The organism is Nostoc sp. (assembly GCF_036917455.1).
In the GTDB taxonomy this organism is placed as follows: Bacteria; Cyanobacteriota; Cyanobacteriia; order Cyanobacteriales; family Nostocaceae; genus Nostoc.
Map to the genome: position 1 here is coordinate 1 of NZ_JBALDK010000094.1, position 15,417 is coordinate 15,417.

Here is a 15,417-nt window from a genome sequence, read left to right on the forward strand (position 1 = left end):
ATCAGACTTAGAAGCTTTAATCGTTAAATGCAAAAATTGGTCATCTGTTATTTGAAGAACAGGACTAAGTTGATAATTAACGCATCCATAGAAAAATTTAAACTTGAATATTCCCATGAAAATACCAAAGGCTAATGCACTTTAGCGAAAAACATATTTAGAATGATTGACTTTAAGTGTTGATTACTTTATCCGCAGCACCAGTTAAGATTTCATCCATCCAAGCATTTATGCTTTTGCCAGCCTTTTTAGCAGCAATAAATATTTTGCGGTGGTGTTCTGGAGTTGTGCGGAATAGAAGTTTACCAGAGAATGGTTTATCAGGTTCCTCTCCTAGTTCTTCACAGAAAACAAGATAATCATCAACAGAAATTTGAAATTCTTGACGTGCTTCCTCTACAGTTTTTGCCTTAAAGGTAATCACGTCATTAATATCTAGGACTTGACCAAAAAGTATTCCCGCTTCTACATCTACTTCTATACTAGCTGTGTATCCTTTATAAGTCATCATATTTCAATTCCTGCCTTAATTAAAAATTCTCTAACAGATTTGACTGCTCCTTTATCTGTTTCATTTTGAGGATGCGGTTCGTGAAAAACAGCTTTCACATCATTTAATTTTACACGAACCCGCGAACCTCTACCTTGAGTAATATCAGCACCAAGAGCTATGAATAAACTTTCAATATCTTTCCAAAGAATATTAGATGGTACAGGATTTGTAAAAATTAACTCTAAAATCTGACGTTGTTTGTTATTGAGATCCATTTAATCAATACAATTACAGCCATATTACAGTTAAGTTGAATATAGCCACAGATATAATGATATCATATTATGATATCGTTGAAAAGATAGAAGTGTAGGTGTAGCCCGCACAACTCTTGGAGACGCTGCGCGTAGCTTGCTTCCACGTTCGCGTAGCATCCCGCAGGGAAGTGGTACGGCATGGTTCGACTCCTCTCACCAGCCGCTCAGTGACAATCGTAGACATCGCACTTCCACATTTCCAAAGCGATCGCCTGTTGTGGAAGAGTAAGTGCGATGGCTATTTATAAACATTCAATTCTCAATTTTGCGAGGCTACCATAGGCTCCTATCCCAACCCCAACCAACACCGCAAAGATTGCTCTAACAGTTCAGCATCAGCATCAGCTAACTTGCCAATTACTTTTACAACCAAGCTTTTATGCACTGTGTATAAACCTCTCTTGACTGCTGTAGCCACGTTTAGCCCTGCTGCTGCCCATTCTGACAAGACGAACTCACCTTCTAGTAATGCTCCCGTTTTGCTCGTCAAGGGCGTAATTAGGATGTCTTGAGAAATATGTGGCGCACTTACAACAACAGCAGGTCTAACTTTTGAACTGGACAAATCTGAAAAGGGATACTGAACCAAAATGATGTCATTTTTAGAGTAGTTGGGCATAGACATCATCCTCAGTGTTATCCCAAACTGATGAGAGTGATGTTTGACTGGTTTGAAGCCAAAATTCAGTTTCATCATCAGGAAGCAGCGTCACTAACACTCTTGTCCCTTCCGGTAATTCCTCTGACTCCAGCAATTCGATTTTTCCTTCCCGAACAGTAGCCCAAAGCGTTTTTAGCATATCTGTTTTATGAATAGTCATGCTTTAATTTTATGCTTTGATAGTTGATGACAAGCGATCGCTTTGCAGAAAACCTCAAATATAAGGCGATCGCCTGTTGTGAAAGAGTGAGAGATCATACTTAGTATTATCATCAATCAGGCAGATGTTAAATGCTGTTTCAGTTCAGGAGTTGGACAATCTGATTCAATTTTTACCTTGACTAATCAGTTGTGATTATATTTTTAAACTCTTCTAGTGTCGGTATAGGTTTTATTCTGTGTATTATACGGTGACAATTGGAACATAAAACAGTAAAATCAGTTGAAGGGTCTAACTGAACTTTCGTTTTTTCTAGAGTTGCAATCGGTACTAGATGATGAGCTTCTATATAATTCTTGCCTATATTGCCATATTTCATCTCGAAATCAAAACCGCAAGCTTTGCATATATACCCATGTATTTCTTTAGCTTTATTACACAAAGCTTGATTTCTTTCTACTCTTTTATGAATTTTATACTTTGTTAAATCTTCAAACCAAACTTCTTCAGAATCTAATTCATTATCCTGAGTATCTAAAGGTTGCTTTTCAATCAATTCTTCATAAATTTTGATAAAAAATAATAAATCATTGACTAGTTTATCTGAGTCTGGCAAACGTGTTTTTGGATAATAAACAGCTAATACATTACCGGCATGGTATGCCTGACCTAATCTTCGAGCAGTAGTTTCTTTAGGAATTGCTTCAAGTTTAAGATCAATATTTTCATAATACTTAATAATTATATCGGTCGATATAATTTTCCTAAAAGTTTTTGCTCTTTCTCGTAATATATCTTTTGCACCTCCAAGTCCATAATTTTTTTTCAAAGATGCTGTACCTTGATTCAAAGATAGATAAACACCAGAACAATCTGCCTGAAATAAATAGACAAGGAAAAATCCAAATCTCACACTTTCTGTAACCAGCTTATTAAAAACAGCTATCCAAGGGATATTTGCCCATGAGCCATTTCCTGCTGAAGCTTGTATACTATATATTTCAGAAAGATTCAGAGAATTATCTAACAACTTTGGAACATCATTCTTTAAATATCTTGGAAAACTATGGTTTTTGAATTTTTCTTGGTTTACTATTGGATATTCGTATAATAATTTTTCAATAGTTTGTTTGAGCATTTATATTTATACAATTAGATTGAAATGTTAAGATAGGCATTTTGCCTGCCCTATAAGCACTATTCTATTCCTTCAATTCGGTCTTTAATCTGTTGGTACAAATCGCATAGGCGATTTAAGATTCGTCAGAATTTCTTCTAAACCAATGTCATTACTTGTTCATATTCTTCTTTTTAGCTTTGCAAGCATCCCAAAGATCAACTTTTTGCTGAAGATTGAGCCAAAGTCTCGGCCCATTTCCTAAAGCTTTACCAAGACGTATTGCTATATCTACTGTAATTGATCTTTGACTATTAATAATTTCCTGAACTGTTTGATTAGATACTCCTAAATTTTCTGCAAATTTTGCGATATTAATATCTAAATCATCTAAAATATCCGCAATTACTTCGCCAGGATGTATTGGTCTTACTAATCTATCATCAGTAATATCTTGCCAATTATCCATAATTAACCTTATCTCATTGTTAAGGCAGGCATAAAGCCTGCCCATGTAATCCTAGTCTATCCCTTCAATTCGGTCTTCAACTTCTTGGTACAACTCGCGCAGACGATCTAAATTATCTTCGCTAGTCTCCCAATAACCGCGTCCATTCACTTCCAACAAAGTTGATACAATCTTGCGGAAAGAATGGGGGTTGAGGTTCAACAACCGTTTCTGCATTTCTTCATCTTTGATGAAGGTTTCGTTAGTATCCTCATAAATCCAGTTATCCACAGCGCCAGCTGTCGCACTCCAACCTGTTGTATTTACCAACCGTTTGGAGAGTTCGCGCACACCTTCATAACCGTGAGAGAGCATCCCTTCGTACCACTTGGGATTTAACAATTTGGTACGCGCATCCAAACGCACGGTTTCTGATAATGTCCGCACTTGGGCGTTAGCTGTGGTTGTATCTGCAATGTAAGATGCTGGTTTTTTACCATCACCCCGCAGACTTGCCACTAACTTAGTGGGATCTGAATCAAAGTAATGAGAAACGTCTGTTAAGCTAATCTCGGAAGAATCCAGATTTTGGAAAGTTGCATCAGCAGTTTTCAATGTACTTTCAAAAATCTGCCGGGATTCGTCCATGATTCCGGGGTTATCGGAATTGAAGGAGAAGGATTTCCGGTTGAGATACATTTCCTGCAACTCGGCTTCGCTATCCCAAGTGCTGTTTTCTACTGCCAAGTTGATATTTGACGAGTAGGAACCAGAAGCATTGGAGAAAACGCGCGTCGCTGCTTGACGCAGATTAATACCCATGTCTTCGGCTTGTTGCAAAGCGTGTTTGCGAACAAAGTTCATTTCTAAGGGTTCATCCGCCTCAGCCGCCATCTTCACGCCTTGGTCTAGCAGGTTCATTTGGTTGATGAACAAGTCGCGGAATACACCAGAACAATTGATTACTACATCAATTCTGGGTCTTCCCAACTCTTCTAAAGATATCAATTCCAACTTGTTCACCCGTCCCAAGGCATCGGGAACTGGACGCACACCCACCATCCACATAATTTGCGCTAGGGATTCACCGTAAGTCTTGATGTTATCGGTTCCCCAAAGGACGCAGGCGATGGTTTCTGGCCATTTTCCATCATTTTCAGCCTTGTTACGGATCAAAAGCCTGTCTACGACGATTTTGGCTGATTGGACTGCTGCTGTTGTTGGGATGGATTGTGGATCTAAAGCATGGATATTCTTACCCGTAGGCAATACATCCGGGTTGCGGATGGGATCGCCACCAGGGCCAGGTAGGACGTACTCGCCTTCTAAGCCTTTGAGTAATGCTCCGAGTTCGTTGTCGGCACAAACTTGTTGCAGGCAGAATTCCAAATACTCAAATAAGGGTTTGAGTGTGGCTGTGTCAACTTTGGGATAGCCAAGTTTATGCAATGCTTCTACCCAAGGTTCTTTTTTGCCCATGTTGAAGAAATTCAACCGCGAAACCAGAGAAACTCGTCCTTCCGCGTCGATTTGCTCTTGGACAAGGGCGGTAACTGCTGCACGGGTTGCTAAAGTGATATCTTGCAATAACTGGACATCTTCTAAAATGCCTCTGTCATTACTTTGATAAATATCGTCAATGTTACGCCCAATGCTGTTAGCGATAATTCCGGGTAAGCCTTGAAGTCCTTCTTCCTGACGATCTAAACTAGCAATGTTGACGAGAGTTGCGATCGCTTCTTCTGCACTTGGCGGTTTACCAATAACGTGCAAACCACAAGGCAACAACCGTGACTCGATTTCCATCAACTTGCGGTAGACGTTGCCAACAATATTATCCCGCTCTTCGGCACTCATGTCTCTGGCATCGGTTTCTGGCAGGTCAATATCCTTATCCAGATTCACGATCCGGCATTTATCCATGATGCTGTTGACAATGGAAACACCGCGTCCACTATCTTTTAAGGTTTGGTAGGAAGCAATTAATTCGCTGAGTTCCTTTAAACCTTTATATAAACCAGCATTTTCTGCCGGCGGTGTCAAGTAAGAAATTGTTTCAGCGTAACTCCGGCGTTTGGCAATTGTTGCTTCACTCGGATTATTGGCTGCGTAGTAATACAGGTTGGGAATTGAGCCAATCAAGTTATCTGGATAACAGTCACCAGACATCCCCATCTGTTTACCTGGCATAAATTCTAAGGAACCATGTGTACCAAAGTGCAGTACAGCATCAGCTTTCCAAACTTGCTCTAGGTAGGTGTAGTAAGCAGCAAAACCGTGGTGAGGACTAGCTGAACGGGAGAACAACAGCCGCATCGGATCGCCTTCGTAACCAAATGTGGGTTGTACACCGATGAAGACGTTACCGAATTGCTTACCATAAATCAGCAGGTTTTGCCCATCACTGTTGAGATGTCCGGGAGGTGGGCCCCAATTTTCCTCTAGGCGGTGAGAGTATGGGGTCAGCGCCTCATACTCAGGAACCGACATTTTGTAAGCAACGTTCAGTTCTGGGCTGTTGTACTGCGCCTGTGCATCGTGGATGACTTCTTGCATCAACGCTTCGGCTGATTCTGGCAATTCTGGTAAGTCGTAGCCGTTATTTTTGAGGGCTTTCATCACCTCGTAGATGGAACCGAATACATCCAAGTAAGCGGCGGTTCCGACGTTGCCTTTATCTGGCGGGAAGCTGAAAACGGTGATGGCAACTTTTTTATCCAGCTTCGGTTTGCGGCGGAGGTTAGCCCATTTTAAGGCGCGTTCGGCTACCGCTTCAACCCGATCGCGCAGTGCGATCGCTTTCCCTGTAGTTCCATCTCTACCTGACAAAATTATCGGCTCAATTGCCCCATCCAATTCAGGAATCGCAATTTGCAAAGCTACTTGAATTGGATGTAACCCTAAATCGCTATCCATCCACTCTTCTGTGGTTTGGAATACTAAGGGTAACGCCACCATGTAAGGACGGTTTAAGCGTTTGAGTGATTCAATTGCCTTGGGATGGTCTTGTCTGGCTGGGCCACCCACTAAAGCAAAACCAGTCAGCGATATCACTGCATCTACTAACTGTGTGTTGGTATTTGGTTCATAGAAGTAGGCATCCACAGGCTTGGAGAAATCCAAACCACCAGCAAACACAGGTAATACCCGTGCGCCTAGTGCTTCCAACTCCTGCACCATCGCTACATAATGGGCATCATCCCCGGTAACTAGGTGGGTACGTTGCAATACTAACCCGACACAAGGAGCAAGGGGATCTTTTAGATCGCTAGAAATATCCTTACGAGCTGTATACCAATTAAGGTATTCTCTGACATCCTCAAACATACTAGGAGCCAAAGGATGCCAAATCCCTAAATCGGGATAAACAACTGGCTGCTGATATGTAGAAGGTGCAAAATTTTGTTTCTCTAAACCTTTAAATACATATTTATCAGCTAGCATTAGCAAGAAGTTTTCCAAGTTTTCTGGAGAACCACCTAGCCAATACTGAAAACTGAGCATGAAATTTCGGGCATCCTGTGCCTTATCCATTGGTAAAAATTTCAGCACTTGCGGGAGGGTACGCAAAAGCTTCAGCATCCCATCTTGGAATCCCGCACCGGATTTTTCTTTGCGTTTCCGCATGAATTGGGCGATCGCACTTTTTGACTGACCCAACTGTGCCAAGGAAAAGCTGCCCATTTTACTCAGGCGCATTACCTCTGGCATCGAGGGAAAGACAACGGAAACATCCAAGCGATCGCGGTGTGGTTCTACTGCCGCTACAACTTTTTGTGCTAAGTCTTCGATGAAAATGAGGGAAGCGATGAAGATATTCGCATTCTCAACTTCTCGTTTGAACTCCTCGTAATTCTCTGGGTCGCGGAGTTCCTCAATCAAGTACCCGCTGATTTCAATCGCCAAGTCGGGATTATTCGCGTTAATCGTGCGAACCGCTTGCGACAATGCGCTTTGGTACTGGGACTCAAGCACGACATAGACCACCTTGATTAAACTACGTCCGCGTAAGTTATCAGGCGCAATGTGTCTAATGGTGGACTTGACGTGTGTGAACATGCTTCTTCGGCTCCTTTGATGCGTGTTCTCTGAAGGAAGTTCCTAGCGGCATCATCAGCCACAGGTAACTTGTGATCTTTAAGCAATATCTGTTTTTTATCAGAAAATGCCTACTGGGTAAGCATTTTATCCCTTATATGACACAAATCGATATAAAAAACGAAATATTTCTTTGTAATTGTTGACTTCATATAAAAGCGTTTACTCACAATTTGTAAATTTATTGTTACATCTTTAAAAAACTAAATAACTATCAAACAATTATTAATTAGTTACAAAATAAAACTTGCCTATGCTGACTAAAAAATATTTAGTCAGCATAGGCAACCTTCAATTATGTAATTGCGGCTTATACCAAACAAAAAACAACAGAAACTTGGTATCTGCTGACGAACAAACAACTTTTATTTAGCCAATATTGGCTTGCTATTTAAAGTATCTATAATTCCATCATGGAATTTATTCACTGAAGATAAAATTCCATTTTCCTTATCATTCATTAATGAGTCTTTTACCTCATTCAAATAATTGTTGAGGTTTTTTCTTAGAATTGGTCTTTCTACTTTAACTGCAAACCAACATTCCCAATAAGATTTTCATTGGGGAACTGAAAAAATTCTTAAAAAAATCCCCTCAACCTTCGGAAAATGAGAGTTGAGGAGAGCAAGTTTTAACTAAACTGTATGGTGCTATCAGGAATAAGCATCCATTGGCAGACAAGAACAAACAAAATTCCTATCGCCAAAGGCTGCATCAATGCGACCAACAGCAGGCCAGAATTTATATTCACGAGTCCAAGAAGCAGGATAGGCAGCTTGTTCGCGAGAGTAGGAATGATGCCATTCTCCTGTAATAAGACTTTCAGCAGTGTGGGGTGCGTTCTTTAAAACATTATCTTGGATATCCACCTTACCTGATTCTATTTCGGTAATTTCTTGGCGAATAGAAATCAAAGCATCACAGAAACGATCCAACTCTTGTTTTGATTCGCTTTCTGTAGGTTCCACCATGATTGTACCTCCTACAGGCCAGGAGACAGTTGGCGCATGGAAACCGTAATCCATCAAACGCTTGGCTACATCATCGATTTCGATCGCAGCTGATTTTTTTAGCGATCGCAAATCTAAAATACATTCATGGGCAACTAGACCATTTTTCCCTTGATACAAAACCGGATAGTACGACTCCAATTTCTTAGCAATGTAGTTAGCGTTAAGAATCGCCACCTTAGTTGCTTCAGTCAAACCATCTGCCCCCATCATGGCGATGTACATCCAAGAAATCACCAAGATACTCGCACTACCCCAGGGCGCAGCCGCCACAGCACCAATATGCTGGGTACTGGGGATTTTCTCTTTCCTAGTCCCCAGTCCCCAGTCCCCAGTCCCTACTACAGCATGTCCCGGCAAAAATGGCACTAAATGAGAGGCTACCCCAATTGGCCCCATACCAGGGCCACCGCCACCATGGGGAATACAAAAAGTTTTATGCAAATTTAAATGGCAGACATCCGCGCCAATATCTCCAGGACGGCAAATCCCCACTTGGGCGTTCATATTTGCCCCATCCATGTAAACTTGTCCGCCATGACTATGGACAACAGCGCAGATTTCCTGAATCGGTTCCTCAAAAACACCATGAGTTGAGGGATATGTCACCATTAACGCGGCTAATTCATGACTATGTTTTTCTACCTTCGCCTTCAGGTCATCAACATCAATATTACCTTGTGAGTCACAGGCAACTGCCACCACCTTCATCCCGCACATTACCGCACTCGCCGGGTTTGTCCCGTGTGCTGAAGTGGGAATCAAACAAACATTCCGGTGTGCTTCACCCCGATTTTCGTGATATTGGCGAATTACTAAAAGTCCGGCATATTCGCCCTGAGAACCAGCATTTGGTTGTAGAGAAATTCCGGCAAAACCAGTAATTTCAGCTAACCATCCCTCAAGTTGCTTAAATAGGATTTGATAACCCTGAGTTTGCGACGCAGGTGCAAATGGATGAATCTTGCCAAATTCTTCCCAACTTACCGGAATCATTTCAGCTGTCGCATTCAATTTCATTGTGCAAGAACCCAAGGGAATCATTGATGTCGTTAGCGACAAATCCTTAGCTTCTAGCTTGTGCAGATAGCGCAACAATTCAGTTTCTGAGTGATAGCGGTTAAAAACTGGATGAGTTAGGTAACTACTTTGACGAGGGAGGGAGAGATAGGGTGAGTGGGAGATGGGAAGATGGGGAGAAAACCATTCTTCTAAGCTGAAGGGTAATTCATTTTCGCCTGCGAAGATTGCTAATATGTGAAGCACATCATCTACTGTGGTAGTTTCATTCAGAGAGATACCAACAGCAGTTGCATCAAAAATCCGCAAGTTAATTTGAAGTTGTTCGCTATTTGCCAGAATATCTTCTAAATTATGTGTTCCTAGTTCTACTCGCAACGTATCAAAGAAAGATTTTGAAACGACGCTATAACCTAAACGTTTTAATCCTTCCGCCAGCAACACTGTCAGGGAGTGGATATTTTCAGCAATTTGCTTCAGTCCAGCAGGGCCATGATAAACAGCGTACATACTCGCCATCACTGCCAGTAGCACCTGTGCCGTACAGATATTACTAGTAGCTTTTTCGCGGCGGATATGCTGTTCGCGGGTTTGCAAAGCCAGACGCAATGCAGGTTTACCCTGAGCATCTTTGGATACACCTACAATTCGCCCCGGAACCAGCCGTTTATACTCTTCCTTCGTCGCAAAGTATGCCGCATGAGGCCCCCCAAACCCCAAGGGAATACCAAAGCGCTGGGTGCTACCTACCGCAATATCAGCACCAAATTCCCCAGGAGGGGTGAGCAAAGTTAAACTTAAAGGATCTGCTGCTACCGTCACCAATGCACCCTTAGCATGGGCTTTTTCTATAAAAGCACGGTAGTCGTAAATAGTGCCATCACTTGCGGGGTATTGCAGAACAGCCCCAAAAATTGATCGATCGAAATCAAATGTTTGATGATCGCCGACAATAATATTAATCCCTAATGGTTTAGCCCGTGTTTGTAACACGTCAATAGTTTGGGGATGGCAATCATGAGAGACAAAATAGGCATTTGCCTGATTTTTGGAGACACCGTAGCTTAAACTCATTGCTTCAGCTGCGGCTGTGGCTTCATCAAGTAACGAAGCATTGGCGATTTCCAAACCTGTGAGGTCAATAATCAGGGTTTGAAAATTTAGCAGCGCTTCTAGTCGCCCTTGGGCAATTTCTGGCTGATAAGGAGTGTAGGCAGTATACCAACCTGGGTTTTCTAAGATGTTACGCCCAATCACAGGTGGGGTAATAGTGTCGTAATATCCCATACCGATGTATGAGCGGAAAACCTGATTTTTGCTAGCAACTTTTTTTAACGATACCAGTGCTGCATACTCACTTTCGGCTTCTGGTAACTTTAGCGGTTGCTTCAGCCGAATTGTCTGGGGAACTGTTTTATCGATTAGGGCATCCAGGCTGGGAAACCCCAAAACCTTAAGCATAAGCTGGATATCGTCGGAGTTAGGGCCAATGTGTCTTGGCACAAAACTACTTAACTTTTGACTTTTTCCGTCCAGCACTTGCTGCTCATTAGACTTGAGAATAGGGGCGTTTAATACCACAAATTACTCTCCAGATGGTACTATTTCATATTTTGCAATAAATACTGATGAGAAGTAGGTGTAACTTTGAATTTTATCTAAATTTCATGACTTATTTTCGAGTGGAGTAGTAGAGACGATATGGGGAGACAGTGACCCCACATTTCTCACAAGCTTGAGGGGAAGGATGGGCAGAGGGGCAGAGGGGCAGAGGGGAAAGAACTTTGTATTTGAACTCTCTCCTGCTCCCCTGCTCCCCCTCTCCCTGCTCAAGCGCAGGCTTAATCGAGATGTGGTGAGAAATCCGGGTGACGCAGGGAAATCTTCATTCTCTGCTTCACCATCTCCCTCTTCCTTACTCCCCTTCCACCTGGGCGCGATACTCATCTGCTGTCAAGGCATCCTCAACTTCACCAGGGTCATTGACGCGCACTTTCAAAAACCACCCTTCTCCGTAGGGGTCTTCTGACACTTCTTCGGGAGAATTAATTAAGGCTTCATTGCGTTCTATAACCGTGCCTGTGACTGGTGAATTCAGTTCTTCAACGGCTTTTACTGATTCAATTGTGCCAAAGTTTTCTCCCCTAGTCAGAGCGTCGCCAATTTCTGGCAGTTCCAAAAAGACGATATCACCCAATTCATGGACGGCAAACTCAGTAATGCCAATGGTGGCAATTTCGCCATCTATTCGCACGTATTCATGAGAATCGAGGTATCTAAAATCTTGAGGATATTCAAAAGACATATCACTTCCTCTCCCTTATCAAAAAAATTATTGCCCCAACAGTCATCCAAGCCATATATAGTAATGAACCTTACTGTAGATTGAGTAACTCACAACACATTATTCCTCAAAAACCTCGGCGCTTATCAGTTAGCAACACGATTTTTTGACCGATAAAAGGGACGTTTAACTACAACTGCTGGATAAGCTTTGCCACGAATTTCGACTTCTAGCTGCTGACCAACGGTTGCTAGCTGGGTAGGAACGTAGGCTAAGGCAATGGGATAACCAAGTGTGGGCGACAGAGTGCCACTGGTAACTTCTCCCACCACTTTACCTGCTGATAACACTTGATAGCCATGACGGGCAATGTTGCGTCCTTGGGTTTGTAAACCCACCAATCGACGCTGCACTCCAGAGGCTTTTTGTTGTGCTAAAACTTCTCGTCCGATAAAATCACCTTTGGTATCTAAGTGAACTAGCCACCCCAAACCTGCTTCTAAGGGTGTGGTGGTGTCATCGATATCTTGTCCGTAAAGTGCCATCGCGGCTTCTAGGCGCAGGGTGTCTCTCGCACCAAGTCCACAGGGAGTAACACCAGCTTTATGGAGATTTCGCCACAATTCTATGCTCACATCTGGGTCTACCATCACCTCAAAGCCATCTTCTCCGGTGTAACCTGTGCGGGCCAGGAAGGCAGGTTTGCCTAGTAGGGTTGCTTCTAAATGTCCGAAGGCTTTGATTGGTTGTAAGTCTTCTTGCACTAAAGGCTGGAGATATTTAATCGCTTTTGGCCCTTGCACGGCAATTAAGGCTTTTTCTGGTGAAAGGTCTTGGAATTGCAACTTATCCAGGTCAAGGTGTTGCAATAACCATGCTTTATCTTTACCAGAGGTGGCTGCATTGACAATGATAAATGCCTTCTGTATACCAGTGGTATCTTCACCTTGGTAATAAACAATGATGTCGTCAATAATTCCAGCTTGGGGATTTAACAATACGGTGTATTGTGCTTGACCAGGTTGCAATCGACTCAAGTCTGAAGGCACTAGAGGCTGAAGTTGGGAAATGAGATTTTTACCTTGGAGGGTAAATTTACCCATGTGGGAAATATCGAACATTCCGGCTGTATTTCTTACAGCCTCGTGTTCGCGGCTAATGCCACTAAATTGCACAGGCATTTCCCAACCGCCAAAGCTGGTAAAGCGGGCTTTTAGTTCTATACCCACTTTATATAAAGGGGTTCGCGCCAGAGATTGGGCGTTGTCTTCTTGATTAGCCACAGGTAATTTTGCGTAGATGCGGAGCAACTTGCCGTTAGGCATCGCACCTTAACATCTATCATCCTACGAGAGATTAGGGAAGAGGTGACAGGAGGTAGATGATAGGGAATAATCTCTCCCCTGTAACCTGTACCTTCTTCCCTCCTTTCTCCTCTTCTGTGAGGTTTAATAGTTAATGGTGGAAGTGTTGAGATTTATTAAGAAGACATTATGAAATATTGGCGACTAATAGCTAGCTGTGTTTTAGCTTTGGTTCTTTTTTTGTTTCCCCTATCGGCGGAAGCTGCAAGTTCTTCCAGTATTACCCGTTCTATGGGTAATGATGAACTCAAGGGTAAGGATTACTCTGGTCAGACTTTAATTGGCACTGAATTTACCAATCTCAAATTAGAGAATGCTAATTTTAGCAATGCTGACTTACGTGGTGGTGTATTTAACGGTACCCTTTTGGAGGGAGTAAATCTGCATGGTGCTAATTTTAGTGAAGGCATAGCTTATCTCACAAGATTTAAGGCGGCTGATTTGAGTGATGCTGTGTTAACCGATGCAATGATGCTACGTTCTACTTTTGATGATGTAAATGTCACAGGTGCTGATTTTACGAATGCAATTCTAGATGGGACGCAAGTGAAAAAGCTTTGTGTGAAAGCCAATGGTGTTAACTCTAAAACTGGTGTAGATACTCGCCAGTCTTTAGGATGTAAGTAAAATCTAACCGCTCGTTAAAAGGTGGACATAACTACCTAAAAGTACCAAAGTCTACCTTTTAAAGTTTGTAATTTTGCAGAATGTTGAGAAAAGATTAAACGAATCAAAATATAATTCCGAATTTTAATCAAGCGAACCTTAGAGTTTGAATGAACAAGTATTTCACTATGATTTTAGGCACTTCTAGATCCCCCCTAACCTCCCTTAAAAAAGGGAGAACCGGAATTAGAGTTCCCTCATTTATCGGGGAATTTAGGGGAATCTAAAACTTTTGATACCGACAATAAGGCTTTTCAAACATCCTCTTAGAAGTATTTACTAAAGCCTTGTGATTTGGAGCTTATTTTTAATTACCAAATAAAATATTATAGTTCATAAAATTCAATTATATTCTGATAAATATAGTTTGATTTTGTTTAATAGAATAAGAATGAATAAGTATCTATCTCAAGATACAAGTTAAGTCAATATTTCAGATATCTATCTAAAAGTATAAGAACATATAAATTGTTAAGAAAAATTATTTTTTCTACCCATAGTGCTGAAAGCGATCGCTCAAAAGAAAGATGGAATCTTCTAACCCTCTGTGTCAAGGTTATATGAGTAAGGACTACGAACACTTTGCCGAGGAGAACACAGATGGTAGCTACTTTAGATGATACGAAACGCAATGCTATTGCTATTAAATTGGCAGACCTGAAAGCACTGCAACAGTTGGTTATCGAAAAAGAGCAACTGTTTTTGAAAGAAGGACTCGATCCCGAAATCGCCGATCGCATCCGAAATTTTCTCAATGATGACGAAAAAAATCTTGGCATTCTAGAAACTGTAATTGGTCAGTATGGCATCCAGGCTGAACCAAGAAAGATTGTTAGAGAATTCATTGAAAAATCGAAAGAATTGTTCAAAAGTTCGGAGCTAAGTCTGTATGACAAAGTATCTCAGCATGAATTGCTAAAACATCAACTAGTAACTACTGGTTTGATAGTTCATAAAGCTGCTCAAAAAGTTGGTGCTGACGTTTTGTTAGCGATCGCACCTCTCAATACCATTAACTTTGAAAACCGCGCTCACCAAGAACAACTCAAGGGTATTTTAGAAATTCTGGGTGTCCGCGAACTCACTGGACAAGATGCAGATCAAGGAATTTGGGCGCGTGTTCAAGACGCTTTGGCCGCAGTCAGTGGTGTGGTAGGTAGCGCTGTTACCCAAGCCAGTGATAAAAAGGATATAAATATCCAGGATGCCATCCGCCTCGATCATAACAAGGTAAATACCCTGTTCGTCGAATTGATACAAAGCGACAATCCTCAGAAGATCCAAGAGTACTTCGGTCAAATTTATAAGGATCTAAGTGTCCACGCTGAAGCCGAAGAGGAAGTCGTATACCCAAGAGTACGTCCTTTCTATGGTCAAAGCAACACCCAAGAACTGTTTGATGAACAAGCTCATGCAAAGCAGGCGTTAGAAGAAATTAAGGCTCTCAGCCCATCTTCACCGCTATTCAAAGAGAAAGTCAAACAGCTGAGGGAAGCTATTGCCGATCATATTCGTCAAGAAGAAAGCACAATGTTTGCTGCCATTCGCAACAACTTAAGCACCGAGCAAAGTGAGCAACTGGCTACTGAATTCAAAGCTGCTAAGACCCGAATTCAACAGAAGCTAGGTGTTGTTACCGAATCGAAGGTGTAGGACGCTTTTGAGCTTTCTATATCTACTAAAAAAGGTTAGTTAAAAGGCATCTGGTGAAAAAGAATGTAGAGACGTAGTAGTGCTACGTCTCTACAAGGGTTCTAGATAATGCATATTTAATTTTTG

The 15,417-nt window shown here is 41.8% G+C and carries 13 protein-coding genes; 3 read left to right on the forward strand and 10 right to left on the reverse strand.

The genetic code is table 11. From position 1 onward, the window contains the following. Positions 1 to 172 precede the first annotated feature (172 nt). The gene (locus V7K42_RS10140) at positions 173 to 508 is read right to left on the reverse strand and encodes a type II toxin-antitoxin system HicB family antitoxin (RefSeq protein ID WP_334915851.1); all 336 of its coding nucleotides are present in this window, start codon (positions 506 to 508) and stop codon (positions 173 to 175) included. After that, positions 508 to 768 (reverse strand): type II toxin-antitoxin system HicA family toxin, encoded by a 261-nt coding sequence (locus tag V7K42_RS10145; protein WP_174711983.1) that lies wholly within the window; start codon positions 766 to 768, stop codon positions 508 to 510. Before V7K42_RS10145 ends, V7K42_RS10140 begins: the two co-directional genes overlap by 1 nt. 116 nt (positions 769 to 884) lie before the next feature. Between V7K42_RS10145 and V7K42_RS10150 the strand changes: the two genes are divergently transcribed. After that, on the forward strand, positions 885 to 1,058 hold the full coding sequence (locus tag V7K42_RS10150; protein WP_334915800.1) for a hypothetical protein: 174 nt from the start codon (positions 885 to 887) through the stop codon (positions 1,056 to 1,058). A gap of 38 nt (positions 1,059 to 1,096) precedes the next feature. On the opposite strand, the gene V7K42_RS10155 is transcribed toward V7K42_RS10150, so the two are convergent. From V7K42_RS10155 to gcvT, 8 genes are all read right to left on the reverse strand, one after another. After that, a complete protein-coding gene (locus tag V7K42_RS10155; RefSeq protein ID WP_334915802.1) occupies positions 1,097 to 1,429 on the reverse strand; it encodes a type II toxin-antitoxin system PemK/MazF family toxin in 333 nt (110 codons plus the stop codon). Then, positions 1,413 to 1,631, reverse strand: coding sequence for a hypothetical protein (locus V7K42_RS10160; RefSeq protein WP_334843202.1), 219 nt, complete (start codon positions 1,629 to 1,631; stop codon positions 1,413 to 1,415). Before V7K42_RS10160 ends, V7K42_RS10155 begins: the two co-directional genes overlap by 17 nt. A 181-nt stretch (positions 1,632 to 1,812) precedes the next feature. Then, entirely contained in the window at positions 1,813 to 2,769 is a 957-nt protein-coding gene (locus V7K42_RS10165) for an MrcB family domain-containing protein (protein WP_334915804.1), read from the reverse strand. A 151-nt stretch (positions 2,770 to 2,920) separates the two neighbouring features. Continuing rightward, the gene (locus V7K42_RS10170) at positions 2,921 to 3,217 is read right to left on the reverse strand and encodes a HigA family addiction module antitoxin (RefSeq protein ID WP_334915805.1); all 297 of its coding nucleotides are present in this window, start codon (positions 3,215 to 3,217) and stop codon (positions 2,921 to 2,923) included. Between the two features lie 51 nt (positions 3,218 to 3,268). Then, positions 3,269 to 7,255: a magnesium chelatase subunit H gene (locus tag V7K42_RS10175; RefSeq protein WP_334915807.1), complete on the reverse strand. Its 3,987-nt coding sequence runs from the start codon at positions 7,253 to 7,255 to the stop codon at positions 3,269 to 3,271. Positions 7,256 to 7,947: 692 nt separating this feature from the next. Then, complete coding sequence (gene gcvP / locus V7K42_RS10180) at positions 7,948 to 10,905, reverse strand: aminomethyl-transferring glycine dehydrogenase (protein ID WP_334915809.1); 2,958 nt, start codon at positions 10,903 to 10,905, stop codon at positions 7,948 to 7,950. Positions 10,906 to 11,239: 334 nt separating this feature from the next. Further along, a complete protein-coding gene (gene gcvH / locus V7K42_RS10185) occupies positions 11,240 to 11,629 on the reverse strand; it encodes a glycine cleavage system protein GcvH (RefSeq protein ID WP_069072677.1) in 390 nt (129 codons plus the stop codon). 125 nt (positions 11,630 to 11,754) lie between these two features. Next, on the reverse strand, positions 11,755 to 12,891 hold the full coding sequence (gene gcvT / locus V7K42_RS10190; RefSeq protein WP_334915852.1) for a glycine cleavage system aminomethyltransferase GcvT: 1,137 nt from the start codon (positions 12,889 to 12,891) through the stop codon (positions 11,755 to 11,757). A 210-nt stretch (positions 12,892 to 13,101) separates the two neighbouring features. Here gcvT and V7K42_RS10195 point away from each other — a divergent pair, with 210 nt between their 5' ends. Together V7K42_RS10195 and V7K42_RS10200 are read left to right on the forward strand one after the other, a co-directional pair. Then, positions 13,102 to 13,599 (forward strand): pentapeptide repeat-containing protein, encoded by a 498-nt coding sequence (locus tag V7K42_RS10195; RefSeq protein WP_334915811.1) that lies wholly within the window; start codon positions 13,102 to 13,104, stop codon positions 13,597 to 13,599. A 639-nt stretch (positions 13,600 to 14,238) separates the two neighbouring features. After that, positions 14,239 to 15,291: a hemerythrin domain-containing protein gene (locus tag V7K42_RS10200; RefSeq protein ID WP_334915813.1), complete on the forward strand. Its 1,053-nt coding sequence runs from the start codon at positions 14,239 to 14,241 to the stop codon at positions 15,289 to 15,291. The last annotated feature ends 126 nt before the right edge of the window (positions 15,292 to 15,417 follow it).

What these genes read in the sequence shown, in the direction of transcription:
- V7K42_RS10165 (WP_334915804.1), bottom strand. Translation starts at nt 2,769, where the DNA reads ATGCTCAAACAAACTATTGAAAAATTATTATACGAATATCCAATAGTA.
- V7K42_RS10170 (WP_334915805.1), bottom strand. Translation starts at nt 3,217, where the DNA reads ATGGATAATTGGCAAGATATTACTGATGATAGATTAGTAAGACCAATA.
- V7K42_RS10145 (WP_174711983.1), bottom strand. Translation starts at nt 768, where the DNA reads ATGGATCTCAATAACAAACAACGTCAGATTTTAGAGTTAATTTTTACA.
- V7K42_RS10195 (WP_334915811.1), top strand. Translation starts at nt 13,102, where the DNA reads ATGAAATATTGGCGACTAATAGCTAGCTGTGTTTTAGCTTTGGTTCTT.
- V7K42_RS10155 (WP_334915802.1), bottom strand. Translation starts at nt 1,429, where the DNA reads ATGCCCAACTACTCTAAAAATGACATCATTTTGGTTCAGTATCCCTTT.
- V7K42_RS10175 (WP_334915807.1), bottom strand. Translation starts at nt 7,255, where the DNA reads ATGTTCACACACGTCAAGTCCACCATTAGACACATTGCGCCTGATAAC.
- V7K42_RS10200 (WP_334915813.1), top strand. Translation starts at nt 14,239, where the DNA reads ATGGTAGCTACTTTAGATGATACGAAACGCAATGCTATTGCTATTAAA.
- V7K42_RS10160 (WP_334843202.1), bottom strand. Translation starts at nt 1,631, where the DNA reads ATGACTATTCATAAAACAGATATGCTAAAAACGCTTTGGGCTACTGTT.
- gcvH (WP_069072677.1), bottom strand. Translation starts at nt 11,629, where the DNA reads ATGTCTTTTGAATATCCTCAAGATTTTAGATACCTCGATTCTCATGAA.
- V7K42_RS10140 (WP_334915851.1), bottom strand. Translation starts at nt 508, where the DNA reads ATGACTTATAAAGGATACACAGCTAGTATAGAAGTAGATGTAGAAGCG.